The organism is Okeania sp. SIO2B3, assembly GCF_010672525.1.
In the GTDB taxonomy this organism is placed as follows: Bacteria; Cyanobacteriota; Cyanobacteriia; order Cyanobacteriales; family Microcoleaceae; genus Okeania.
Genome location: NZ_JAAHGH010000076.1, coordinates 14519 through 38550 on the forward strand (window position 1 = coordinate 14519; position 24032 = coordinate 38550).

General features: G+C 38.0%; 14 protein-coding genes and 2 pseudogenes. 5 read left to right on the plus strand and 11 right to left on the minus strand.

The window, feature by feature from the left end; genetic code table 11:
• Window positions 1–81: 81 nt before the first annotated feature.
• The 6 genes and pseudogenes from rsgA to grpE all read right to left on the minus strand — a co-directional run bounded on the left by rsgA (window position 82) and on the right by grpE (window position 7059).
• Complete coding sequence (rsgA, locus tag F6K15_RS28660) at window positions 82–1203, minus strand: small ribosomal subunit biogenesis GTPase RsgA (RefSeq protein WP_293067685.1); 1122 nt, start codon at window positions 1201–1203, stop codon at window positions 82–84.
• A complete protein-coding gene (locus F6K15_RS28665) occupies window positions 1200–1469 on the minus strand; it encodes a sulfurtransferase TusA family protein (protein ID WP_293067688.1) in 270 nt (89 codons plus the stop codon). The genes rsgA and F6K15_RS28665 overlap by 4 nt, the downstream gene beginning before the upstream one ends.
• A 296-nt stretch (window positions 1470–1765) precedes the next feature.
• Complete coding sequence (dnaJ, locus tag F6K15_RS28670) at window positions 1766–2887, minus strand: molecular chaperone DnaJ (RefSeq protein WP_293067691.1); 1122 nt, start codon at window positions 2885–2887, stop codon at window positions 1766–1768.
• A 115-nt stretch (window positions 2888–3002) separates the two neighbouring features.
• A pseudogene (locus F6K15_RS28675) lies at window positions 3003–3134 on the minus strand (RNA-guided endonuclease TnpB family protein); the annotation flags it as partial.
• 860 nt (window positions 3135–3994) lie between these two features.
• Window positions 3995–6028, minus strand: a complete 2034-nt coding sequence (gene dnaK / locus F6K15_RS28680) for a molecular chaperone DnaK (protein WP_293067695.1) — start codon at window positions 6026–6028, stop codon at window positions 3995–3997.
• A 314-nt stretch (window positions 6029–6342) separates the two neighbouring features.
• On the minus strand, window positions 6343–7059 hold the full coding sequence (gene grpE / locus F6K15_RS28685; RefSeq protein ID WP_293067698.1) for a nucleotide exchange factor GrpE: 717 nt from the start codon (window positions 7057–7059) through the stop codon (window positions 6343–6345).
• Between the two features lie 1761 nt (window positions 7060–8820).
• Here grpE and F6K15_RS28690 point away from each other — a divergent pair.
• The 4 genes from F6K15_RS28690 to F6K15_RS28705 all read left to right on the plus strand — a co-directional run bounded on the left by F6K15_RS28690 (window position 8821) and on the right by F6K15_RS28705 (window position 15273).
• A complete protein-coding gene (locus F6K15_RS28690; protein WP_293067699.1) occupies window positions 8821–10992 on the plus strand; it encodes a GspE/PulE family protein in 2172 nt (723 codons plus the stop codon).
• 352 nt (window positions 10993–11344) lie between these two features.
• The gene (locus F6K15_RS28695; protein ID WP_293067702.1) at window positions 11345–12448 is read left to right on the plus strand and encodes a type IV pilus twitching motility protein PilT; all 1104 of its coding nucleotides are present in this window, start codon (window positions 11345–11347) and stop codon (window positions 12446–12448) included.
• 496 nt (window positions 12449–12944) lie between these two features.
• Window positions 12945–14078 (plus strand): type II secretion system F family protein, encoded by a 1134-nt coding sequence (locus F6K15_RS28700; RefSeq protein WP_293067704.1) that lies wholly within the window; start codon window positions 12945–12947, stop codon window positions 14076–14078.
• A 604-nt stretch (window positions 14079–14682) separates the two neighbouring features.
• Window positions 14683–15273 (plus strand): hypothetical protein, encoded by a 591-nt coding sequence (locus F6K15_RS28705; RefSeq protein WP_293067707.1) that lies wholly within the window; start codon window positions 14683–14685, stop codon window positions 15271–15273.
• Window positions 15274–15356: 83 nt separating this feature from the next.
• Here F6K15_RS28705 and F6K15_RS28710 read toward each other — a convergent pair whose 3' ends face one another.
• Together F6K15_RS28710 and F6K15_RS28715 are read right to left on the minus strand one after the other, a co-directional pair.
• Window positions 15357–15788: a hypothetical protein gene (locus tag F6K15_RS28710; RefSeq protein ID WP_293067710.1), complete on the minus strand. Its 432-nt coding sequence runs from the start codon at window positions 15786–15788 to the stop codon at window positions 15357–15359.
• The gene (locus tag F6K15_RS28715; protein ID WP_293067713.1) at window positions 15745–16431 is read right to left on the minus strand and encodes a hypothetical protein; all 687 of its coding nucleotides are present in this window, start codon (window positions 16429–16431) and stop codon (window positions 15745–15747) included. Before F6K15_RS28715 ends, F6K15_RS28710 begins: the two co-directional genes overlap by 44 nt.
• Before the next feature lie 457 nt (window positions 16432–16888).
• On the opposite strand from F6K15_RS28715, the pseudogene F6K15_RS28720 reads away from it, so the two are divergent.
• Window positions 16889–17494: pseudogene (locus tag F6K15_RS28720) on the plus strand (Uma2 family endonuclease).
• Window positions 17495–18139: 645 nt separating this feature from the next.
• Here F6K15_RS28720 and F6K15_RS28725 read toward each other — a convergent pair.
• The 3 genes from F6K15_RS28725 to F6K15_RS28735 all read right to left on the minus strand — a co-directional run bounded on the left by F6K15_RS28725 (window position 18140) and on the right by F6K15_RS28735 (window position 24032).
• Window positions 18140–19369: a bifunctional sterol desaturase/short chain dehydrogenase gene (locus tag F6K15_RS28725; protein ID WP_293067715.1), complete on the minus strand. Its 1230-nt coding sequence runs from the start codon at window positions 19367–19369 to the stop codon at window positions 18140–18142.
• Between the two features lie 657 nt (window positions 19370–20026).
• Window positions 20027–21814: a penicillin-binding protein 2 gene (mrdA, locus tag F6K15_RS28730; protein WP_293067718.1), complete on the minus strand. Its 1788-nt coding sequence runs from the start codon at window positions 21812–21814 to the stop codon at window positions 20027–20029.
• Between the two features lie 1552 nt (window positions 21815–23366).
• Window positions 23367–24032 carry an N-acetylmannosamine-6-phosphate 2-epimerase gene (locus tag F6K15_RS28735; RefSeq protein WP_293067720.1) on the minus strand — a complete coding sequence of 222 codons (666 nt, stop codon included), beginning with the start codon at window positions 24030–24032 and terminating at the stop codon, window positions 23367–23369.

The window sequence follows — 24032 nt, forward strand, 5'->3', positions numbered from 1 at the left end:
CAAGAAAAAACGCAAGCCCTAATAATTAATAATTAATAATTAATTATTAATTATTAATTATTAACCCCTACTCCCTCTTTTCTAAAATTCATCAAATTCCTCACACAAATCTTGTAACTGCTGATGCTGTAATCTTCTCGAAGAACGCCGATACTTTTTACTAGCTAACTTCGGTTCCAACTTTTGCTCCCCACCTGACTTCATTTTTGCCTTCCAGTTTGACTCAACATCAGGTTTTTGTTGCAAAGCTTCTTGATGCGCGATCGTCTCTTCTAAAAACATCAAATAATATTCATACCTATCCCAATGACCCCTAACCACACAGTTAGGTTCATCCCGATGCAAACAGTCACTAAATTGACAACTTCCTTCTTCTAAATACCGTCGCACTTCTGGAAACAAATACCCCAACTCCAAAGGTTCGCACTCTAACTGTGGTTGATTAAAACCAGGCGTATCTGCTAATAAACCACCAGTCGGTAGCTCAAATAATTCAACGTGACGAGTAGTATGTCGTCCTCGCGACAACTTTCCTGATACTGCAGCGACTCTTAAATTAACATCAGGAATCAAATAGTTAATTAAACTTGACTTCCCAACCCCAGAGGGACCAGAAATTACTGTAATTTTATTTTTCAGTTTTTCCCACAGAGAAGGCGAACTATCTTTTGCTACCCCCAAACCTACATCTGTTTCCACACTAATAAAAAATGGATCGTAACCCCACTGAGAAATTTTATTGCGCCATCTCTCTATTTGCTCTGGTGTGACAAGATCGCATTTATTCAAACATAAACATACATCTAAACCTGTTGACTCTGCCTTTACTAAAAATCTCGTCAAAGCAACAGGATCTAAATCTGGTTCTGCCATAGCAAAAACTAACATGACCTGATTTGCATTAGCTACAGGAGGACGATCTAGTTCTGTTGTTCTGGGCAAAACCTCAGCAACAGCTCCTCGTCCACCTGTCCAGTCAGGATCTTCTACGACCACGCGATCGCCCACCATTACTTTCTGGCCAATTTTCTTCAATCGCGATCTGCGGGTACACAGGAGTTGAGTAAAATTTTCTGTTGTTTTTTTTACCAAATTATCTTTTCTATCGAGCTTAACCTGGTAAAAATTTGCTTGGACTGCGACAACTGTCCCTACCAAATCATTATTTGCTTCTAAGATAGCACCCTCTTCAGAACAACTCATGCAACCGTTTCCGGGCGACATACCTTCAGGATAAAATATTCAGAGCGATCGCTTATTTCTTCTATTTGATAACCTTCTACAATCAAACTATCAGGTACTTGCTCTATGGGTTCTCCTGGGTCTAGCCAAACTTCCAAAATTTGTCCAGGCATCATTTTTTCTAAGTACAGTTTTGTCTTAACAAAATTAATTGGACAGGGAGTACCTCGCAAATCTATTTGGGCATCTGGTATTTTTTGCTGCTGGATTTGAGGTTGAGAATCCATAATTTAATATTATCTCTCCAATCTTTTCTTTTAGTATTTAATAGTTAGTCTTAACAAACTGTGAAAAATTCGGAAGCAATTGACACACTCCCGACGCTGCTCTAAGAGACAGCGCGGGGTTCCCATACATGAATTAAACAGACTAAGCTTAACTAATGACTCAGGGCAGGATAAATTATTATTTTTTGATCTTGGGTTTAATACCCCACCCTCAACGGGGGTGTTTACAATTGCTTGGGGTTTGAGTCCCCATCCATTTTTTCTTCCTTTTTCCTTCTTCCTTCTTTAGATCATTTTTAGTGAAATAAGTTTCCTAAAAATCCTTCTATGCCACCTTTCCCAATACGATCGCCCTTAATACTTGCCAGCTTTTCCAGCAATTCACGTTCTTCTGTAGTAATTTTTGTGGGAATATCTATTGCTATTGTAATGAGATGATCGCCACGACTTACAGAATTACCCAATCTCGGTACTCCTTTATCTTCTAAAGTTAGAACAGTATTTGGTTGAGTACCTGCTGGAATTGTTAATTCTGCTTTACCATCAACTGTATTTATCTCCAGACTACAGCCCAAAATTGCTTGTAAATAACTAATTTTTATTTCAGATAGAATATTAATTCCATCTCTTCTAAACTCTGAGTCTTTTTTGACCCCCAAGAAAACATATAAGTCTCCAGGTGGTCCACCCATCTTACCTGAATCTCCTTCTTTAGATACTCGTAGCTGAGTACCATTGTCTACCCCTCCTGGGATAGTAATTTTTATTTTTTTTGTAACTTCATTTTGTCCACGACCACCACAAGTTGGGCACTTTTCTTCTATTATTTGCCCAGTACCATTACACGAAGGACAAACTGAAACTTGAGTGAAACTACCGAAAGGAGTTCTTGTTGCCCGGCGTACTTGACCAGTTCCTCCACAAGTAGAACAAGTTTTTGGTTTTGTGCCTGGTTTAGCACCCGAGCCATTGCAAGTTTCACAAACCTCTAAATGTTTGATTGTTAGTTCTTTATCCCCGCCAAATACAGCTTCGTGGAAATCCAGATTCAGGTCTATGCGTAGGTCATCACCTCTAACTGGACCTGTACGCCTACGCCCTTGTGTCCCCATTCCTCCAGAAAATCCACTGAAAAAGCTTTCAAATATATCAGCGAAGCTGTCTGAAAAATCTGTGGAGAAACCTTGTGCTCCTGCTCCTGATACTCCTGCTTCCCCAAAGCGGTCGTAACGAGCTTTCATTTCTTGGTCTGAGAGAACTTCGTAAGCACGATTTATTTCTTTAAAGCGTTCTTCTGCTCCTGGCTCTTTGTTCACGTCTGGGTGGTACTTACGAGCCAAGCGACGGTAAGCACGCTTTAGTTCCTCTTTATCTGCTGTACGAGAAACACCTAGAATGTCATAATAATCGCTGGCCATAGAGCTGATTGCCTAGAATTAGTGTTAATAAGTATACTTTTGAACTTTTATCTTTGAAGTACCCATTATAGATACATCAAGCCCGGCAATTCCCGGTAAAAGTCGGGAAAACCGTTCATAGAAACGTAATGGCAGAACCATCAACGTAGGCGGTATCGCGCAATGCTTTGAGAAAAATTCCCAAAGCGCCATTCCAATCTCTCGGCATTGAGTGGCCGCAATGCGGACATTTAAAATGCTTTGAGCCTCGTGACATACTCCCATACTAACCATAAGGTATAGTGTGGGCTTCTCGCTTCGCAGTCCTGCCATTGCATCGGACTCCACGAGTTTTAAGGACGGGATGCCCCGCCGCCCTTTTTGCAGAGCGAAAAGCTACGCACCTAGCTCCGCAATCAGATTTTACACTCCCAACGGATTACTAGGATTTCTGGGATACAACCCCATATCCTATTTGATTTTCATAGTTCATCACTGGTGGTTGTTAACTCGCGCTTCCCAGCTCGGTACTACTTTAACTTAACATCCTCCCGACGTTGCGCATGGCGCGACAACGCGGGATTCCTAAACCTCGCGGCTCAGGACTTTCTGCTTCTAACGCACCTACCTCCGAGGCCCTTCCCTCTTTCTGGTCTTACGGTCGCTCCACAGACTGACACTGCTAGCCCAGCAACCAAATTTTAAGACTAACACACTATTGGCATGCGCCGCAAAATTTATTGGTTTTCCCATGCGACGCTCCCCTAATAGCTGCCGCACTTGCTCCGCCTTTCATGTCGGCGACAGCCGAAACGGGAGAGCGCGGGTCTTCAACCAACGTTGAGATAAAATTTGTAAATGAATAGGACGTCGAATCCCATTCATGTACTGCCGATTCATCTGACACTAAATTTAAAATTATGGTGTGAGGCTTCTCGACGGTTTAGCTAAAATCTAGTCAATGCACCTTTAAAGCTAGAGTTAGCTGCAAGTAGTACATTATATTATATTATTATATCAAAAATTTCATCCACATTTCCATAATACTTCAAGTAAACTTGAGTCTTGAAGACCTCTAAAATTTTTTAGCAAATAAAAATACTAATCCACCTAATTACTACATTATTACTAAAGAAATGGATTTTTTCCAAATTCACTCTCAGGCTCTTCAGTTGATTCTTCAATCTTAACTGAAGTGGCCTCATTTTTAGTAGGATTACTATCAATTGGTGTATTAGTTTCTTGCTCCAAAGTTTCTTCCTCTAAGGTTTCTTCTTCTGTAATTTCTGAATCTACAGGAAGCTGAGGAATTTTCTCTTTTTCTGGTGACTCTATCTTTTCACCCCCACTTTGGTCATATAAAGTTTCACCTAAAGCAAAAAGCTTTTTCCTGAACTCTTCAATTTGTTGATTTAACTGGTCATAATTATTTTTACTTTCTGAGTTAACCAAAACTTCCTTCAACTGTCCATAGCTTTCTTCAAGTTCTGTTGCTAACTCTTCATCAATAAAATCACCATGTTCTTTGATAGTTGCTTCGTAATTATATAGAAGAGTATCTGCCTGATTTCTCAATTCTGCTAATTTTTGTTGTTGAATATCTTGTTCTGCATAAATTTCTGCTTCTTTTTGCATTCGTTGAATTTCTGCTTCATTCAGACCGCCTGTATTACTAATTTCAATACTTTGTTCTCTACCCGTACCCAGGTCTAAAGCCTTAACTTTCAGAATACCATTAGCATCAATATCAAAGTTAACTTCTATTTGAGGTATCCCTCTAGGAGCTGGAGGAATTCCTTTCAGTAAAAACTTACCTAGACTTTTATTATCTTTAACCATTGCCCGCTCGCCTTGAAGGACATGAATTTCTACAGAAGTTTGTCCATCCACAGCAGTAGAATACATCTGAGAGCGACTGGTAGGAATTGTAGTATTCCTTTCTATCACCTTGGTATATATTCCTCCCAAAGTTTCTAACCCCAGGGACAAAGGAATCACATCTAATAGCAAAAGGTCTTTAACTTCACCACCTAAAATACCAGCTTGAATTGCTGCTCCCGATGCCACAGCTTCATCTGGGTTAACGGAAGTATCAGGAGTTTGAACCTTAAAATAATTACTTATTGCTGCTTGAACTGCTGGTATTCTGGTAGAACCTCCCACAAGAATAATTTTGTCTATCTTTTCTGGTGACATACCAGCATCTTTCAGAGCTTGTTCCACTGGTTTAATCGTACTTTTAGTCAGACTTTGTATTAATTTTTCAAATTGAGCACGAGTTAATTGGGTCTCCAAGTGTTTTGGCCCTGTTTCGTCAGCGGTGATAAATGGTAAATTTATATTGGTAATCTGGGCAGAAGATAGTTCTATTTTTGCCTTTTCTGCTGCTTCTCGTAGTCTTTGTAGCGCCATTCTATCTGCTGATAAGTCTGTCCCTTCCCGGTTTCTAAACTCCTCTACTAACCAACGGACCACATAATTATCAAAATCATCTCCTCCTAGATGGTTATTACCGGAAGTTGCCTTAACTTCAAATACGCCATCTCCTAACTGTAAAATCGAAACATCAAAAGTCCCACCCCCAAGGTCAAATACCAAAATAGTCTGGTCTTGGTCTTGCTTATCTAACCCATAAGACAAAGAAGCAGCAGTTGGTTCATTGATAATTCGCAGCACTTCTAGACCAGCAATTGTCCCTGCATCTTTTGTCGCTTGTCTTTGTGCATCTGTAAAGTAAGCTGGTACTGTAATTACTGCTTTAGTCACAGATTCTCCTAAATATTTTTCAGCATCCTGCTTCATTTTTTGCAGAATCATTGCTGAAATTTCTTGAGGTGTATAATTCTTACCTCTTATCTGGACATCTACAGTATTATCTTTACCTTTAACACAGGTATATGGAACTCGGGAGCGCTCTTCTTCTGTATCGTCCCATCTTCTGCCAATAAATCTTTTGATACTGTAAACTGTATTTACTGCATTGGTTAATGATTGTCTCTTGGCTAGTTGGCCTATTAAGCGTTCGTTCCCTTTCGCAAATCCCACAATACTTGGTGTTGTACGCCCACCTTCTGAGTTGGAAATTACAATTGGTTTGCCCCCTTCTAAGACGGCCACACAACTATTAGTGGTCCCTAAATCAATGCCAATGACTTTTCCCATAGTGCTTCGGCGTTCTTATCGTCAAAATTATTTTGAGTTTTTTTTAGTTAAGTTGTATTCAGAACAGCTCTAGTAATCTTGGTAAAATATTAGATTGACATTATTTACCGAATAATTAAGCTTTAAAGCCTCTCCTTTAAAAAAGAAAAAATTTTCCTTTTAGTCAATTCTATCCGTTTTCAAGGAGAGGTCATAATTAATTATTAATTATTAATTATTAATTATTGAAGCCTGTATTTTCTTTGAGCTGATTCTGAATAGTCTGAATACAACTTATTAAGTGTGGCCATTAAACAAAAATGTGGAAATGCTATTTAACCTTCTGCATCAGTTTGAGCTTCTTCTGTAGACTCTTCAGGTTCTGGAGCTGTCGCTACTTTTACCATAGCGTGTCGGAGGACACGGTCTCCTAGAGTATATCCCCGGACTAACTCTTCTGTAACAGTTCCTTCTGGATATTCTGTTGTTGCTTCTCGCATTACTGCCTCATGTAGATTTGGGTCAAACTCTTGACCTTCTGGCCGCATAGGAGAAACTCCCAGTCGTTTCAGAGTTTCTACCATTTGCTTATAGACAGTCTGATAGCTTTTGTGGATATTCATTTCTCCATCATTAGCTGGTTTAATCTGAGAACGAGCACGATCAAAATTGTCAATTACTGGTAATAATTCGATGATTGTGGAGCACTTCACTTGTACATCTAGTTCTTCTTTTTCTTTTTGTGTACGTTTACGGAAGTTCTCAAAGTCTGCTGCTAGTCTTTTGTATTGAGTATCTTTTTCTTCTAGCTGAACTTTGGTAGTTTCTACCTGAGTTTGCAGAGATTCATTTGCCTCTTTTAAAAGGACTATATTCTGTGACATTTGATCGAAGCTTTCTTGCTCTGTCTTTACAGAAGCATTATCTTCAGATACTTCCTCAATATTTTCAAGTTTTTGAGATGAGTCTAATTCTGGGTTTGCCTCAACCACTTCCATATTTTCATGTATTTCTTGATTTGTTGTTTCTGCTGATGGTATCTCTCCTACCATTTAATTTTCTCCTGAATACTGACCGTTGTTACTGCTTTTGATTTTGCTTTTTTTTCATCTGATTTACCAGGGTAAAAAAGCACTATGGAAACACTGATTTTTAACTGCGCTATATGATTATGGCTACTTTATTAACTTATTAGTAATCAGGTTTTTAGCGCCAAGCTTAGAAGCTTGTATTTTATTAGTAAATACAGTGGCTTATAGAAATTATAGGTTACATAATTATTTAGCCAAATACCTAACTAATTTCTTTGCTAAAAATTGGCTTAAATTACTAATTAAGTCTGTGTCACAAATAAAATCACAGTTATTCCCTAGTGATAACTGGGTTATACTAAAGACAAAGACTTTTTGACAGAATTTTAAAATAGCAAATGTTAAGGTTCTTGAACCGATAAACCGTTAGGATTAGTTTATTATATAATAGTTAGGCTATTCTTTAAATTAACATAGATTGCAACACTATCTCAGTCACTCTGAAGTACTTCCTGAGATATCAAAAATAAATAATAGGCTTTCCTTGTTCTATGGCCTGATGTTTTTCGCAAATATTGTGTCCCTGGACATTTATTAACTTATAGTTTCAGATTATAGTTCTTGAAATCCTCCCGACGCTGCACTTGCGTGACAGCGTGGGATTCCTGACCATCGCGCTCTTAGGTCTTTCTGCTGCCTCTTGCAGAGGAGCTGCGCTAAAAATGCACCAGCCTCCAAGGTCGAGCCTCTTTTCGGTCTAAAGGCGCGCTCCACAGACTGACACTGCTAGCCCAGCAGCCAAATTTTAAGTATAACATACTATTGACATGCGCCTCAAAATTTATTGGTTTTCCCATCCCGACGCTCCCCTAATAGCTGCCACACTTGCTCCGCCTTTTCCTGACGGAATGCTCCGCTTTCCATGTCGGCGACAGCCGTTAACGCAGTTATGCGAAGCGCAAAACGGGAGAGCGCGGGTCTTCAACCAACGTTGAGATAAAAATATAGTCAAATATGACATATCCTTAATTTTGCCAGTATTAACCTGACGCTCGTGTTAGCGCAGCTCCTCCGGAGGAGGCACTACAAAACCACGCCAGTTGCTTCAAGTCGGGGGACCCGCAAGGGCGTACTGGCTTCTCTATCCCATAGCTAAAAGCATAAGAGAGCTGCTTTTTCTGATCTAAGACTTACGCAGTACAACGTATTTTCGTCATTGCGACCGATAGGAAAGCAATTTTCAATCCTAGTTTTTCCTACCTCGTGCGTAAATCCTGTTTTCCTCTTTGCATGATAATCTCCCTGATTCAATTTCTGCTTGGTCATAATACAGAGGCTTGGACGTAGGTTCTTATGTTTCTAGAGGTAGCGTGTCAGTCCAGGAATTTCACCCTATTGAACTCAGATCCTTAACTTTTGAGGCTATTTAATTTTCGCTCTTATCGCCGACACTGATAACTGAAATGACCAGGGTTGAGCTGTTCTAATTAGTTAGCTTGGGGGAATTAATGTATCCCGACGTTAACATTTTATGTACAACGCGGGACCGATCGCTCCTCCAAACCCCTACAATAGATAAGTTACTAAGATTTCTAGAGTAGTATGGTAATTACTGGCCTTAGTTTTTATTTGGGAGTTTTGTAGGATGTAGACTATCCCTAATTAAACCATAAAAACGGAAATACTTAATCAGTAAACTCAGTTAACAACTTGTTAAGCTGGTGTAAATTTTATCAAAAACTTAGGGAATACTTAGATTTAGGAGAACTTAATTTATCAGCCATGGCCCCAACCTCTTCACGGAATTCACGCACCGCTATAGTTGCCCTTAGTAATCTTTCTCCTTTTGGGCACAAACTGGTTCAGGCAGGCTATGTCAACATTGAACAATTCCAAAAATGTCAAGTTGAAAGCCGTAAAACAGGTAAATCTTTGACAGAGCTACTGGAAGCTCTAACAGGACAACCTTTACCTGCTGAATTACTGAGGCATTATAAAAAGCAGCAGCTATTTGAACTAATGATTTTCTATGGTGTAGCTGCCTTTGACCCAGAAATTACTCAAATTCCACCACAACAAGTATCTTATCTAATCGACAAAGTAATTCCTATAGAAACTTGTCGTCGTAACCGGATGGTACCACTATTTAGCCATGAAACTCATTTGGCCAATCAGTTAGTCCAAGCTGGTAAAATAGATCAAAACCAAATGTTAAAAGTTTTGACTCAAAGCATTGGCTCACAAGGTACATTCGTTGAGGAACTAGAAAAGTTTACTGGAGATTCACTGCCATCAGATTTGCTGAATGAATACGAAAAACAGGAACCCTTTGTCATGGTGGCAATGGCCGAACCAGATAACCTCCAAGCTTTAGATGAACTGAAAAATAAAATTCTCAGACATCGTGGATTAACTTTACAGCGTCTGGTAATTACTCCAGAAGATTATCAACACCTAATTAACTACTACTTAGACGAACAAACTAAAAAGGATGCTGTTGCTGCGAAAAAGGCAGAAGAAAAAGAGTTAGAGCTGGAGTCAGGATTTTTTGAAACTCCTGAATTAGAAGAAGCTGATGATGAAACGGGGGTAGAGGACATAGCACAAAGCATCTCTGAAGCTGAAGATGCTCCTGTGATTAAGGCTGTTAATGTAATTTTAGTGAAAGCTCTGAGTGAGGGGGTATCTGATATTCATGTGGAACCCCAAGAGGAGTTTATCAGAATTCGGATGCGTAAAGATGGGGTATTGCAAGAATATTTTAGGTTTCCGAAAAAAGTTATCCCAGCTATTACTTCCCGCTTCAAAATTATCGCTAACTTAGACATCGCTGAACGACGTCAAGCTCAAGACGGTCGTATCCGTAAGGTATTTAAGGGACGTACTATTGACTTCCGGGTAAATAGTTTGCCTAGTCGCTATGGTGAAAAGATTGTTTTGCGGATTTTGGACAGCTCTAGTACCCAACTAGGGTTGGATAAGTTAATTACAGACCAGGAGACTCTGAATTTAGTGAGAGAAACTGCTAGTCGTCCATTTGGATTAATCTTGGTAACAGGGCCAACAGGTTCTGGTAAGTCTACTTCTCTATATTCTATTTTGGCGGAACGAAATGACCCAGGGATTAATATTAGTACTGCAGAAGACCCAATTGAATATGCTTTGCCTGGAATTACTCAGTGTCAGGTAATTCGGGAAAAAGACTTGACTTTTGCTAATATCCTCCGGGCGTTTCTGCGACAAGACCCTGATGTTCTACTGGTGGGTGAAACACGGGATAAGGAAACAGCTAAGACAGCTATTGAGGCGGCATTAACTGGACACTTAGTTTTAACAACCCTACATACTAATGATGCAGCAGGAGCGATCGCTCGACTTGATGAAATGGGAGTTGAGTCTTTTATGGTCTCTGCTGCTTTGTTGGGCGTTTTGGCACAACGTCTAATGCGTCGGGTTTGTAGTCAATGCCGAATTCCCTATACACCTGATGCTAAGGAGTTGACTCGCTATGGTTTAGTTCCTTCTCAGGAGGAAGATGCCACTTTTTATAAAGCAAACACTATACCAGTGGAAGACCGCAGAGTATTGGCAGAAACTGACCAACTTTGTAAAAAATGTAATGGTCTAGGTTACAAAGGTCGTGTGGGTGTTTATGAATTTATGAAGTCTACAGAGCAACTACAAACTCTCATTACTCAAAGAGCACCTACAGAACAAATTAAGGAGGTAGCAGTTGAAGAAGGAATGACTACTTTACTGCAATATAGTTTGAATTTGGTCCGACAAGGTTATACCACTTTTGAAGAGGTGGAGCGGGTAACATTTACTGACTCTGGTTTGGAGGCAGAAATGAAGCGCCAAGCTAAACAAAATCTAGTTTGTAAGTCTTGTGGTGCTGAGTTAGAGGCAGAATGGCGAGATTGTCCTTATTGTATGACACCCCGCTTTGAGTAGTAGAAGAAGGAGACAGGAGACAACCCACCCCTAACCCCTCCCAGGAGGGGAAGACAGGAGACAGGAGACAAAATAAATTTAATGGGAATAGTCTTCGACACGCCACTTTGTGTCTACAAACCCCAAACAATTTTAGGCACTGTGCAAAGGTGGGGATTTATACCTCATAAGGCTTCCAGCTAGTAGCCAGCTCCGATGAGCAAAGCCAAAAAATTCTACTGACTCGGTCCTCCTGACTACTGACTTTCAGTCGTTTCGCTCCGCGACATGTAACGCGCAGCGTCTCCGTCAGGAGAAAGCTGTTAATTTTTTTAAGTATAGCAAATACAACGTTTTTCAGGAGATTTAAATTATGTCTTTTATGATTGAGGATGTTTTGGAGTCCCTTGTAGAGCAGGGCGGTTCAGATGTACATATCCAAGCTCGCGCTCCAGTTTTTTTTAGAATTAGTGGCCAACTTACGCCTCAGCCACAGTTTGGAGAAAATCTTGACCCACTGGAAGTGCAAAATCTGATTTTTCAAATGCTCAACAATATGCAGCGTAAGCACTTGGAGCAAAATTGGGAACTTGACAGTGCTTATGGTGTTAAGGGGTTGGCTCGTTTCCGTTTAAATGTTTATCGGGAGCGGGGTAGTTGGGCAGCTTGTATGCGTGCTTTGGCTTCTCAAATTCCTAATGTTGATAAGCTTGGGGTACCGATGATTTTACGGGAGATGACTGAGCGACCTAGAGGGATGTTTCTAGTGACAGGACAGACTGGATCTGGAAAAACAACTACTATGGCGGCTTTGCTAGATTTGATTAACCGTACCCGTGCTGAACATATTCTCACTGTTGAGGACCCCATTGAATATGTTTTTCCTAACGTTAAGAGTTTGTTTCATCAACGGCAAAAGGGAGAAGATACAAAAAGTTTTTCTAATGCTTTGAAAGGAGCACTTCGTCAAGACCCGGATATTATTCTGGTGGGAGAAATGCGGGACTTGGAAACTATTGCTTTGGCTAGTACTGCAGCAGAAACGGGTCACTTGGTATTTGGGACTTTGCACACTAATTCGGCTTCTGGTACGGTGGACCGGATGTTGGATGTTTTTCCACCAGAACAACAACCTCAAATTAGGGCGCAGTTGGCTAATTCTATTGTTTGTATTTGTAGCCAAAACTTGGTGAAAAAAGTTGGTGGAGGTCGCTGTGCTGCTCAGGAAATTATGATTAATACTCCGGCGATCGCTAATTTAATCCGGGAATCTAAAAATGCTCAACTTTATTCTCAAATTCAGATGGGCAAGAAGTTAGGTATGCAGACTATGGAAATGGCTCTTGCCGATCTATATAAAGAAGGAAAGGCTACTTGGGAGAATGTGATGGCTAAAGCAGTAAAGCCAGATGAGTTAGCAGCTTTGATTGGTCCAGAACCTAAAGGGAAGGTAGAAAAAGCTAAGGCTCGTCGTTAGATATTGTTTAAATAATTAATAATTAATAATTAATAATTAATAATTAATAATTAACAATTACCTCTCCTTTCAAACGGATAGGATTGACAAAAATTTTCTTCTCTTGGTCGATTGGATATGGCGCAGGTTTCCTCGCCATCCCACCCTACGGGAAGCTCTGCTTTTTCCTACGGAATGCATAGTAATTAAAAACTTTTTCAACAGCAATTTCAAACAACGCAACCCAACCTAAAAGACATCTTCAATAATAAAAAATTAAATCAATTATTGCACTATATACATCAATTATAGTAATTCCCAAAAACGTGAGGTACAACATTTTAGGCTTGAGGGAACAGGGAACAGGAAACAGGGAATAAAAAGACAACAAGAAACTGTACCTCACTACCTTGGGAAACGCTATATTTCCCCCCTACTTCGTACTCCTTACTCCCTATCTTGGTGAAGATGTCTAATAGTAACTTATTCAAGATTAAATAAATGAGGAAACTAAACTATGACTAGCAATTTAGCCAGTAAAAAATCTAAAGGTGGATTAGAGGAACAATTAAAAGTATTTGAAGAAAAATTAAACGTCGCTCTTGCTACAATTACTGTTAAAGATTTAGCTATTTTTGCACGTCAATTTGCTGCGATGTTTAATGCAGGTGTGCCGATGGTTAGGTGTCTTAAAGTATTACAAGAACAAAGCTCTAATTATAAGATTAAATATGCTCTGAAAATGATTAGTGCAGAGGTAGAAGAAGGTACTGAATTGTCAGAAGCAATGAGGAAACATCCGGCTTGTTTTGATGAGTTATTTCTGAGTATGGTAGCTGCTGGAGAAGTGGGTGGTGTCCTTGATGAAGTGCTAGAACGTCTGGCAGTTATGTTGGAGAAAAATGCTAAGACTTTGAGTGAAATTAATTCTGCTATGTCTTATCCAAAAACTGTTATGTTTATTGCTTTGGCAGTATTTTTTGGGATGACAACTTTTCTATTACCAACCTTTGCCGCAATTTTTGAACAAATTGGTACTGAGTTGCCTGCTTTTACTGTTTTTATGTTAAGTATTAGTGCTTTTTGTAGAACTTGGCCTCCAATTCCTCAAGTAACAGCAATAGGCACAGTTATTTTTATTTACGTTGTTTATACAATGGTTTATAAAACAGAGCAAGGTAGGTTATTTTTTGACAAAATATTTCTGAAACTTCCTATTTTTGGAGATATTATTGAGAAGTCGGCAGTGGCTCGTTTTTGTATGATTTTTGGTACTTTGACTCGCTCCGGTGTACCAATGTTGAAGTCTCTAGAAATTGTGAGAAATGTGGCAGGAAATGCGGCGATCGCTGAGTCTGTTGAGTATGCAAGACAAGAAATTCAAAGTGGCGGAATGATTAGTTTAGCTCTGCAAGAAAAGAAAGTTTTTCCTTCTTTGGCAGTTCAAATGATGGCTATTGGAGAGGAAACTGGTGAGTTGGATGCGATGTTGATGAAGGTGGGAGCTTTTTATGAACAAGAAGTTGAGGAAGCTGTTAAGTCTTTGACAAGTATGTTGGAACCTTTGATGATTGTTGTTATTGGTGCAATGGTTGGTTCGATTTTGCTTTCTATGTATTTACCTATGTTTAAGGTATTTGAAGAATTGTAGAGTGAATTGAAGAAGGCAGAAGGAAGAAGGAAAGACCAAAGTTGGAAAAATCTTACGTTGTCTGAGTTTTAAACTTTTCAACTTCTGCACCCTTTCCTTCGACTACTATAACAACTTGTATTCCCTACTCCTATCCTAATTTTATAGATAAATTAGCTCTATTTTAAATAGTAGAAAATTATAAGTTATATCATGTCTTTTGGTATCATTTGTGTAAAAGTTAGCGTGAATATCTACAGGTAATTTAAGTTTTTTTCTTGTTCTTTCTTAAGCTTTTTTGCCTGTCCCCTGTTTCCTACCTTTGCACTTACAATAGACATAGGCGTGATCATCAAAAATAGGTGTTGCTGAATCAAGGTATGAAAATAAAAATTGAACAATCTCAAATATTTGTTATTCAATAGTTTAGCAACTACCAAAAAATACAAATCATACCCACGCATCAGCAACGCCCAAAAATAAAATCAATTATCACGCAGAAATTATCAATTATTTTCCCCTACTCTGTACGGAGGTTGCATGCAACGTCTCCCTCTTTTCTGGAGAGGTCTAATACCGATGCTACCGGACATGATATTAAATATAAGAAAATATTAAAATTATTATGGTTATAAAAAAATCAGATTACGAAGCATTACTAGCAGAATATAGTAATTCACAAGCAACAATTGCACTACTTAAACAACATAGACCATACTTAGAAATGCTTCCCAGTATGCGTCGTCCAGAAGACAGTTTAGTTGTTATTCCTCTACCTATTATTCGGTTAAGAAAACAGGGTAATGAGTCAGGAAAAACTGTTAATTTGCCTTGCGATCTAGGAATTTTTATGTGTGACCCTGAGTGGAAGGTTAAGACAGGAGCAGAAATTTTTATTTTTATTTATAGACCTCAAGAAGACTTTTCCGATCTTATTAGTCGTTGGCGACAAACTCAGATTTTACTGGATAAAGAATATGAATGGGTAATGCCTCAAGATTATAAACATATTTATTCTCAAGAAACGGAAGAAGTTTATCCTTTATTTGTTTTATTTTCAGAGACTCCAGAAAGGATTAAAAGAGGATTGATAGGAGCAGCTTTACCTTTTGTTGTACAGCCTACTTTTGATTCCATAGAAATGGAAGTTGAGGAGTCGAATATTGAAATACAGACAATGTTATCTCAGATGGATGATGGGATTAATGATGGTTAAATTATTAAAATTTTTTTTGTTTGAGTAGGTTTCTATAAAAGGTAAATATGGAATTATCATTTTTATAACTAGACCTACTCTTATTACCAAAACTCTACATTAATTTTTAGGGAGAAATCAAATGTCTCTCTTTTTGTTTGCTCAAGATTGGCGTTCAATTTTCCAACTATTGGAATACTTGGGTTTTTGGGAAGGTTTAAAGAAAACGCTACTTTTAGATTTTTCTGAGATTCTTCAGTGAGACTTAGTACAAATTTATGTTTTTTGATTTTAATTCCTTTTTCTCTTTTAAAAATAAGACCTTTCATATGAGAATCACTGAGCCATTGATTTTCCATCAAGTAACTTCTAGCTTCTTCAATATTTGGCTCTGACGGATCGTATTCTTCTTCAATCATTATTGCTTTTTGCATTTTCTTCCAAGCATTACTTTCAACTTCAGTATTACCCCCACCATAAGAAGTATCAAGATTACCAGAAAATTTGGTTTTGCCATCGGAACTTTTTATTTCCATTGGTTAAAAGGCTACCCAAAACAACTTTGATTCCTGTACTATATTTATGTAGAAGTGGAAAAATTTTACGAAGCTCATCATTGCCTATCATGCGAGGTATACCTCTTTGGAGTTGATCGACCTCATCACAAAAAGTGCAAATAATTAACAATTTTTTTTTCTTTTTATTGAAGAATTTTTTTTTGTTTTTAGAGTCATAACTTTGCCACCAACTTTGAATAAAACCTAGATCTTTTTCAACACGACTCTGTGTATATTGGTCATTTTTAATTAGAAGATCGGCTCTAACTAGATAAAAAACTAAATCAGAGTCCTCAAAAAGAGATTGCCACTCAGTGCGGAAAGATGTATCTCCACCTAAATCAGTGCTTTTTTTGAGTGAAATCCATGTATTTTTATCAAGTATAAAACGTCTTTCATCAGTTGGTTTTGCATACTTAGTCTGATGATATCCTTCACTTAATATACCTTTAATAACATAATTTAATAATGTTGTTTTACCAGTTCCTTTCGCTCCTAAAACAGCAAGTTTTTTACCCTTTAGTTCAATTAAAATATGTTTCCACTCAAGTATTCCATATATCCCTCCTGCACCAGCAAGAAATGATCCAATAATTATTAGTGCTATAGTAATAGGGTCCATAATAGAAAGTTAGCTTCAAAAAATTCCCTGTATTGAATTGTATATTTTGAACTAAAATTAGTCAGAATATCTTTTATCAATGGTATTTCATCCGAATAGTGGTAATTACAAAAAACACAGTAATAAAATAGCCTCAAACAAATATATACAAATAGAAGATTTGACTTCAAAAAGGTATAAATACTTAATAGCTAAGGGTCTTTCTGCGGAATGTTGCACAAACAGCTATTTTTATGGCATCACCGATCTTTCCAAGAAAATGCTACACAAACAGGAATTTTTTTGCCATAACAATATCTAAGTATTAATAGTACACTAATAATTTGGATAATTATTTATAATACTGTAAGTTAGGTTGCTCCGCAAGATATTTGTGTTTCGCTGTACGACATGAAAAGCATAACCTAGACAATGTATTGTTGGGTTTCCTTAACGTCAATCCAACCTACAAAGTGCTATGGACACAATAACAAAACAAAGATTAACTTTTGACCAATTTATAGAGAATTATCCTGATGATGGTAAGTTTTATGAATTGGTGAATGGAGAAATTGTGGAAATGAGGGCGACAAGAAACCATGATGATGTGGCAGACTTTATCGCTGATTCTTTTAAAGAAAAAAATAAAAGTCTGAACCTAAATTATGTGGTGAAAAATACAGCGGTAATTAAAACTTTAACTGTAGATAAAATTGAACAAGGAAGAAAGCCTGATGTAAGTATAATTAATCGGGATGTTTGGCGTGTTAACCGTGCTACTTATGCTGCTTTAGACGAACTAATTCAATGAGCTGTAGAAGTCGTTTCTACTAATTGGGAAGATGATTATGTTGATAAATTTGAGGAATATCAACCTTTGGGAATTTTAGAGTATTGGATTGTTGATTATTTAGCTATTGGTGGGAGAAAATATTTGGGAAAGCCGAAATTTCCGAGTGTATTTGTTTATATTTTAAATCAAGAAAGTCAATATAACATGACTCAGTTTAGAAGTAATGAAAAAATTGTGTCTTTGACTTTTCCAGAATTGTCTTTAACAGCAGAACAAATTTTAAATGCTTAATATCATTTTTCGGGTAATTAGGGTTTGTTTATGGAAGTCTTTTGGTAAGGGTAGGAGTCAGTCCTCAGGAGTCAGGAGGAACGGGGAATTATAGAGGAGATAGTAGGAAGAATCTTCCCTTGATTTTGCTGCCCAAACTCTTGAGCAAAATCCTAAATTTTTGAACCTGAGGCATCTAAGACCTCGCATTTTTTGATATTTAAAAAGGCTAAAACCTTTAGAGGTAAATACTTTTCGCTTTATTCAGCAAGCCATAATTAGTGATTTTATAAAGGAATAAAAAACAACTATTTTCAAGAATAAATGGAAGGCTTTGGATACCAAAACCCTACATTTTACAGAATGGTTTGAAGACCAAACCCCCTACTAAATTTATTTAGGGCTTACCGATTAAATCTCAAAGTATTGACTGATATTGGTTGTAGCATTTTTTGATCTAAAAAAGTGCGCTTGTTTTCAGTGGAAAAAACTCATGCATGCTAGTATTTTGGGAGGATTATGGCAGACAAATCAAGGGATAATTTTTCCAACTACCTCCTCTATAATTCCCATTTCTCCTGTCTTCCCCTCCTCGGAGAGGTTAGGGGTGGGTTGTCTCCTGTCTCCTTTCTCCTACCCTCACCCATAAGACTTTTTCAGCAAAACCTATTTAGAAGTAAATAATTTAAAGTAAGTAGAAACCAAAAATTCTTTGATAGGAATTGCTACAAAAGTTAAAGGATTAATTGTAACAATAATTGTTCTAACATCTGCTTTTGCTAATTTTACTATCTGTTTTGCTACCCAATCAGCAGACATTATTCCAATGGGATTAAGATTACTTTTAAACGGACCTAATATTAATTTCCGAATCACACAGGGAGCATCTAATTTTCGTAAAGTAACTAAATCTCCAAGAGTTCTTTTTGTGAGTTCATATAGAGGACTAAAAGCTGGAGAAACTTCTGCTTCTGATGTGTTAACCCAGACTTCCTTACAAGCAATATCAGAATTTGTTCTTACAGTTTTGATGAATATTTCTAACATTCGCCAGCTAGAAAATGTGTTTATTTCGTAAGATTTAGCGATCGCCTCTGCTGTCTTTTCTCCATGTACATTAATGCCGTGATTTAATACTAAAATATCTACTTTCTCAAACAAATCTGCTAAATTATTTTCTTGACTTACTTGCCAATTTATAGTATTAATTTCCAACTCTTCACCATCTATATTCAAGGTAATAGTTTGATTCCCAGAAGTAAGGGCAATTACTTTTGCACCTGCTTTGTGAAGATGTAGCAGAAGCGATCGCCCCAAACTTCCAGAAGCACCTGTAACAGCAATAGTTTTACCTTTGAGAGAAAGAGCTGTTCCCATAAGTTTATCTACCAGACTCAGAGTGCCACAAAAATAAGCATTTTGATTATCAAAGTGGTGTCGCCAATGATAAGGACGGTTGACAAACCAATTAGTTGGAGGCTCTGAGAATGCACCAGGAAGATGATTTAGGTCTGTAAGTTGGTCAGCATTAGGAATACCAATAGCACGAGCGATCGCCGGAAAAAAGAAACTTAAAGTATAAACAACACCTGCTAAAGTAGCCCAATGATAAGAAGGTATCCAAACAAAAGCTAATGCCCAGAGTAACAGACTAAAAGTCAACATTACCAGAGATTCTGGCACATCGTGATACCAAGTAGCTTTTTGATAAATCTCTGTACTAACTGAAGTCAAGTCTGGACGGAAAACACGATGATGCCAACCATGCCATTTATATAAAGGCGACCAAACATGAGAAACCACATGATAAATATCTCGCACCAGTTCCACAAATAATATAGAACCGAGAACCCAACAAATGTTAGTTATCCAAGGGTTGACCAGATAAAACTCCATAAACCTCACTATCAAATATATGAATATACTTTAAACTAGCACTATTTCATAAAAGTCAAAAGTCAAAAGTCAAAAGTCAAAAGTTAGGTTTGACATAGCTACAAAACTTTGACACTACAGTAATTTCAGGAAATTATTTCAAATCTAAGATTTGAAACTATTTGTGATATCTCTAAAGTAAACTGGTATAAAAGTATTACTTTTCTGACAATAAGTCTAAAATTATACTAAATAGACATCTTCAGAAAAGAGGGAACAGAGAAGAGGGAGGAGTCTGGGGAGATGGGGAAGTTTTTAGCGATTTTTTGTATAAAAAAGCACATTTTTGTTGAGATTTTATACTGAATAAAAGCGATCGCTCACCCCTTTGTTAAAAACATTCCTTTGTAATACCATTTCACTTTAATAGGACTTACGCAGATACGGTATATATAGCGTTCAAAACTATTGTCCAATAGTTATTTAACTCTATACATAGTGCCCTTGCGTAAGTCCTATTTAAGAATGTCACAAATAGTTTCAAAGTTATAATGTCAAATAATCCGTTGAAACTATTGAAACGTCAAAGTTTTCTGCCTATTAAATCTTACTTTTAACTTTTAACTTTTGACTTCCGTGAAACGGTATAAGCTCCCCCACTCCCCTACTGCCTACTGCCTACTTATTAGCAAAATAAGCATCAAAAATAGCTTTAGCAATTGGTGCCGCACCTACCGAACCGTAACCACCCTCCTCAACTGCAATAGCTACAGCAATTTCAGGATTATAAGCAGGTGCAAACCCAATATACATCGCATTATCTGCTTGTCCTGGAAGTTCCACCGTGCCAGTCTTTCCTCCAGATAGTGGGATAGTACCATCGTTCAACCTGCGACCAGTACCCTTCCTCACCACATCAATTAATCCTTCGCGCACTGTATTAATAGTTGAAGATTTCAGACCAGTTTTAATTGATTTAGTAGCTGCGGTCCCAGTTTGAGATGCCAATAAATGAGGTTGCACTCGATACCCACCATTAGCGATCGTGCTGACCATCACTGATGATTCTAAAGGAGTTACCAACACCAAACCTTGACCTATACCCATAGTCACAATATCAGCAATATGCCAAGGTTCTCCATAAATCTCTTCTTTTTGTTTAGGAGTGGGAATTTGACCATGATTACCATCTATCCCCAATAGTTTTAAGTCAATACTGCCACCAATACCTAACTCTCGGCCCCACTTAGAAATTGCTTCCGGGCCAATCTTCACAGCCATTTGATAGAAAAATGTATTGCTACTGTAGGCTAAAGCATCCCTAAAACCAATTAACCCATAACCTCCACTATGTTCATTAAAAGTGATGCCACCAATAGTGACAGAATTATAAGTTCTCACTCTAGAATTAGGAGAATACTTACCAGACTGTAGTCCGGCAACAGAAGTAACAGGTTTGAAAGTGCTTCCTGGGGGATAACCCTGGAGGGCACGATTCAAAAAAGGCTTAGTTGCACCTTGCAGACGTTGCCATTCTGAGGTTGTCATCTTACCAGTAAATAGGCTAGGGTCAAATGTAGGTCCGCTTGCCATTGCTAAGATTTCCCCTGTTTTGGGATTGATGGCAACTGCAGCACCCCGACGGTTTCCGAGGGCTTTTTCTGCTGCTTTTTGAATATCAAGATCGATAGTTAATTTCACTGGTTTGCCTGAAGTCGGATTTTGGACTCCCAGTTCCTGAATTTCGTTACCTTTAGCGTCAACTTCAATCAAACGATTACCCCAAACTCCCTCCAAGGTGGAATTTGCGGTACTTTCTATTCCCATTTTACCAACAATCATCCCCATTGGGTATTTGGGGTTAGATGTCAATTCTTCTTTGGTTGCTTCGCCAGTGTATCCAATCAGATGAGCTGCTAAACTTCCATTAGGATAGTGGCGGATATTTTCGGTACGCACTTCTAACCCTGGTGTTTCACCAGCTTTTTCTGCTAATGCTATGAAGGTAGTAGGATCGAGATTAGAAAGGATTCTAACTGCTAGGGGTGAATCATAACCAACCTCTTCTAACTTGTTGATAATATCGCTGGCGGAAATGTTTAAAATTGAACTTAATTCAGTTGCCACCTGTGACCATTCTGTAGCTGAGTATTCTTGAGGCCACAAATATACGGAGCGAGATAGCTGGTTACTCGCTAAGATTTTACCTTTGCGGTCGTAAATTGTGCCACGACTCGCTGCCACTGGTACTAGACGAATGCGGTTGTTTTCTGCACGTTCGCGGTTATACTCTCCCTGAATTAATTGTAGTTGTACTACACGATAAGCATTGATGCCAATTAAGCTGGTAATTATTAGCATCATTGTTAATGCTTGCACTAAGCGACTACGTTTCGATACAATTTGTTGCGCAGCATTTCTGGCAACGTAAGGAAATTTAGAATATAAACTAATATCTTGAGTCATTATTATTGCATAAGTATTTTATTCTCCTCTTCTTTACACCCTGCTTTTTATCCGGAATATTAACCACTTTCAGTAGATGTATCTTTAAATTGGTAAAAACTGAGTTTTTGCCCAGGCATTACCAAGGTTTGAGATTAATTATCGGAGTGGTCTATAGTGGTTAATTACTATCCTACTTAATTATATATTTTCAGATTATAGTTCGTGGTATAGAACACCACATTTTGCCATGAGTTAAAAATGAATAGTTATAGCAGTCGCCATTACTTTATTTGACATATCAAAAGCTTAAAAATCAGACAAAGCAAGATTTTTCTTTCTCTCCTAGATCGCTAGTATCATGTCCGGTTGAATAGTTACAAATAACAAGGGAGGATTGACTCTTCCGCGATACAATAATTGATCATCCGGGTTTGATCTGATTGTATAGAACCCCCGATCGTATCTTCATAAATTTAGCAAGGAGTCAGGAGACAGGAGTTCATTAATTGATAATTGATAATTACCTCGGGTTAAAACCTTTATGGAATTGAATATCAGGAAATATTATTTCTTCTCTTGGTCGATGGTCGGCAAGCTCCGAGACCCGCTCTTGACAGAGCCGCTCCGAATTGCGCCATCCCACCCTACGGGAAGCTCCGAAGATAGAACTCCGTTCCGCTGACGCGAAACGCGTCAGCGTTGCGAAGCAAACGACCGCTTTTTTCCCCTTAAAAGGGGAGGTTTCAAGGCGTGAATTATTTAATTATTTAATTATTAATTATTAATTATTTGGTAAGAGGTAAGAGGGAAGATGTGGGGAGAAATAATACAAAAAATTCAACACTCCTTCAGATGATTTTTCTTCAAAATTGATGGGCGAAAAGACTTGACTACCATAATTATATAGATATCAAATGGGTTCTATATTAGTCATCTTTAGAAAAGAGTGAATAGGGAATAGGGAATGAGCAATAGACATCTCCTCCAAAAGAGGGAATAGGGAAGAATAATTGATAATTTATGGATAAAAATTGATTTTATTTTGGATTTTTGGAGATGTCTAATAGGGATAATTCATTAATGGGTAATGGATAATGGATAATTGATAATTACCTCTGGTTAAAACCGTTACGGAATTGAATATCAGGAATATTTTCTTTTCTTGGTCGATTGGATATGGCGAGGAAACCTCGCCATCCCTCGACCGCTTTTTTTTCCCTTAAAAGGGTCGGCTTCAAGGCACGAATTATTTAATTATTAATTATTAATTATTCGGTAATATCAAGTCCGGTAGCATCGGTATTGTAAAGGTAAGGAAGAAGGAAGAAGGAAGAAGGCTTTAGTTATCTAGAACAGAAGACTTAAAAGTCCAAAAAAACTTAAATTTTTTGTAGATATTCACCCTTGGGTTTACACAAACAATACCAGCGGACATGATATAGTTGATAATTTATGGATAAAAATTGATTTTATTTTGGATTTTTGGAGAGGTCTATGATTCTGATATTTATTACTCCTCAACTACCCCACTCCCTCACTCCCCTACTCCCCTACTCCTCTACTCCCCCACTTAAGAAATAATCTCAATTTTGTAAGCTTTGACTTTACTATCAATTCCTGTAATATCTGTCCCGACAACAACAGCATCAGCTCCTAAATTCATGGCTTTTTTTGCCATTGTCGGAGAAGCAATACCTCCTTCACAAATTACTGCTACTTCTAAGTTTTCTACTATCTGTTTTAACAACTCAAAACCAGGAGGAGATTTTGTGATTGTTTGCTCAGTATAACCATACAAAGTAGTAGCAACAAAATCCGCACCTACTTCTACAGCTAGTTGTGCTGCTTCTATAGTATCTACATCGGCCATTACTGGTTTTCCTAATTCATTATGAATACGAGTAATTAATGTTGCTAAAGTTTCTCCTCCCGGACGTTTTCTGGCAGTAGCATCAACAGCAATAATATCTGCTCCGGCCTTAGCGATCGCTTCTGCATCTGAAAATTGAGGCGTAATATAAACTTCAAATTCTGGTATTTGTTGCTTCCACAAACCAATTATTGGTTGAGTAACTCTCTGTCGTACTGCTCGAATATGGGATGGTGTATCTATTCTCACTGCTGAAGCTCCCTGATTTATAGATGCTTGTGCCATAGCTGCAATAACTTCTGGGTGATGTAAAGGGGAGTCAGTGGGAGCTTGACAAGAAACTATTAAACCTTTTGGTAATGATAT

Coding starts and splice junctions, on each gene's coding strand:
- rsgA (WP_293067685.1), bottom strand. CDS start 1,203: ATGAGTTGTTCTGAAGAGGGTGCTATCTTAGAAGCAAATAATGATTTG.
- F6K15_RS28665 (WP_293067688.1), bottom strand. CDS start 1,469: ATGGATTCTCAACCTCAAATCCAGCAGCAAAAAATACCAGATGCCCAA.
- dnaJ (WP_293067691.1), bottom strand. CDS start 2,887: ATGGCCAGCGATTATTATGACATTCTAGGTGTTTCTCGTACAGCAGAT.
- dnaK (WP_293067695.1), bottom strand. CDS start 6,028: ATGGGAAAAGTCATTGGCATTGATTTAGGGACCACTAATAGTTGTGTG.
- grpE (WP_293067698.1), bottom strand. CDS start 7,059: ATGGTAGGAGAGATACCATCAGCAGAAACAACAAATCAAGAAATACAT.
- F6K15_RS28690 (WP_293067699.1), top strand. CDS start 8,821: ATGGCCCCAACCTCTTCACGGAATTCACGCACCGCTATAGTTGCCCTT.
- F6K15_RS28695 (WP_293067702.1), top strand. CDS start 11,345: ATGTCTTTTATGATTGAGGATGTTTTGGAGTCCCTTGTAGAGCAGGGC.
- F6K15_RS28700 (WP_293067704.1), top strand. CDS start 12,945: ATGACTAGCAATTTAGCCAGTAAAAAATCTAAAGGTGGATTAGAGGAA.
- F6K15_RS28705 (WP_293067707.1), top strand. CDS start 14,683: ATGGTTATAAAAAAATCAGATTACGAAGCATTACTAGCAGAATATAGT.
- F6K15_RS28710 (WP_293067710.1), bottom strand. CDS start 15,788: ATGGAAATAAAAAGTTCCGATGGCAAAACCAAATTTTCTGGTAATCTT.
- F6K15_RS28715 (WP_293067713.1), bottom strand. CDS start 16,431: ATGGACCCTATTACTATAGCACTAATAATTATTGGATCATTTCTTGCT.
- F6K15_RS28725 (WP_293067715.1), bottom strand. CDS start 19,369: ATGGAGTTTTATCTGGTCAACCCTTGGATAACTAACATTTGTTGGGTT.
- mrdA (WP_293067718.1), bottom strand. CDS start 21,814: ATGACTCAAGATATTAGTTTATATTCTAAATTTCCTTACGTTGCCAGA.